The organism is Salipiger sp. HF18, assembly GCF_011806505.1.
In the GTDB taxonomy this organism is placed as follows: domain Bacteria; phylum Pseudomonadota; class Alphaproteobacteria; order Rhodobacterales; family Rhodobacteraceae; genus Salipiger; species Salipiger thiooxidans.
On sequence record NZ_JAATOS010000676.1, the window covers coordinates 1 to 1,790 of the forward strand.

Annotated in this window: 2 protein-coding genes; one reads left to right on the forward strand and one right to left on the reverse strand. The window is 72.4% G+C overall.

Annotated features, from left to right (window positions below; genetic code table 11):
• On the forward strand, positions 1–846 hold an 846-nt coding region (locus HC022_RS25760; protein ID WP_167454280.1), incomplete at its 5' end, for a hypothetical protein.
• An 83-nt stretch (positions 847–929) separates the two neighbouring features.
• On the opposite strand, the gene HC022_RS25765 is transcribed toward HC022_RS25760, so the two are convergent.
• Positions 930–1,790, reverse strand: an 861-nt coding sequence (locus HC022_RS25765; protein ID WP_167454281.1) for an SPOR domain-containing protein, incomplete at its 5' end; no start/stop codon positions are given.

The window sequence follows — 1,790 nt, forward strand, 5'->3', positions numbered from 1 at the left end:
CAGACCCCCGCCATCTACCACCCCGACGGCGACCCCGGCGAGACGCTGGAACTGGCGGAGGACGAAAGCACGATGATCGACGCCATCGAGCGCCTGCTGCGCGCGATCGAGCGTCGTCGTCCCCGTCCCGGCAAGCTTCGGCTCTACCTGCTCGGCGCCTTTGCCGCCATCGTCGTGGGCGGCGGGATCTTCTGGCTGCCCGACGCGCTGCTCGAACACGCGCGCCGCGTGGTGCCCATGGCCAAGCGCGAGGCCATCGGCGAGGCGCTCCTGACCCGAGTCACGCGGGTCTCTGGGCAGGCCTGCATGTCCGACGATGCCCGCCTGCCGCTGCGCAACCTTGCGGGGCGGGTGCTGGGCGACGACCGGACCGACGATCTCGTGGTGCTGCCCGGCGGCGTGCACGACACGGCGCACCTGCCCGGCGGGCTGATCCTGATGAACCGCGCGCTGATCGAGGATTACGAGGATCCCGACATCGCTGCCGGCTACATCCTCGTCGAGGCGCTGCGGGCAAAGCAGGCCGATCCGCTGGGCGAGCTGCTCGATTACGCCGGGCTCTGGTCGGCGCTGCGGCTCCTGACCACCGGCAACCTTCCCGACAGCGCCATGGATTCCTATGCCGAAACGCTGCTCACCCGCCGTCCCGAGCCGCTGCCCGAGGCAGCCCTGCTCGGCGCCTTCGACGCGGCGGACCTGCGCAGCACGCCCTACGCCTTCGCGGTGGACATCACCGGCGAGAGCACGCTGCACCTGATCGAGGCCGACCCGCACGCGGGCGACGCCAGCCAGCCAGTGCTTTCGGATGCCGACTGGGTGCGGTTGCAGGGCATCTGCGGCGGCTGAGCTCCGGCCGGGAAGACCCCCGCCGACGCGGGTGCCGGGCGGGGCGGATCGGTCTGGGGGCGGCTCCGCGGAAGCCTCCTATTTCAGCGGATATAGGCCTGCACGTAGCCCGTGGCCTGAACCCGGTTCAGCGCGCCCTGCAGCGCGGTGCTGCTGGCGTAGGGCCCCACGAGCACCCGGCGCGCCTGCGTGTCAGTGCCAACCGGAGCGTAGCGCACCGGCAGCCCGGCACCGCGCAGCCGCCGGGCGGCGGCGTCGGCCTTGGCGTGGGTGGTGAAGAGCCCGATCTCGACATAGCGCGCCGCTGTGGCCTTCGGCGCCGCGGCCTTGCGCGGCTCGGAGCGTGAGGACATCGCCGGCTGGCGGTGGGCCGGTGCGGGCGCCGCCCGGTCCGACCTGGGCTGCGCGACGGGCGCGGGCACCCGGGCGTCGGCGGAATAGAGGATCACCGGATCGCGCGCCGGAACCCGGCGCAGCGACATGTCGTTGACCCGCGGCACGGTGTTGGTCCAGCGCTGCTGGGTGGCGTAGTAGCCCCCGACCGTCTGCCACGCGCGGTAGGGGTTGAGGCGGTCATCCTCCCAGGCCGGACGATACCCCGGCGGCACCACCGGCGGCACCTCGGAGCGGGCCTCCCAGACGTGCTTCGGCACGATGCGGGCTTCGGGATGCGCGCGCGGATCCGCTGCGACCAAGGCCACGGGGTCGTCGTCGCTGTCGATCTCGAGGCGGCTCTCGTCCCAGTGCCCCTGCCCGTTGCCGTAGTTGTAGTAGACGTTCTTGCCGCTGGTCGGCGCCTCGCCGCGACGGACTTCCGAGACGAAGGGGCTGTCCTGCGGCCCGCAGCGCACATCGCGGCCGTTGCGCTGAATGGTGCCGGTGAAGCCCGCCGGACAGGTCTGCCCCGGCGCAACCTTGATCACCCGCTGGCTGGACGTGGGCAC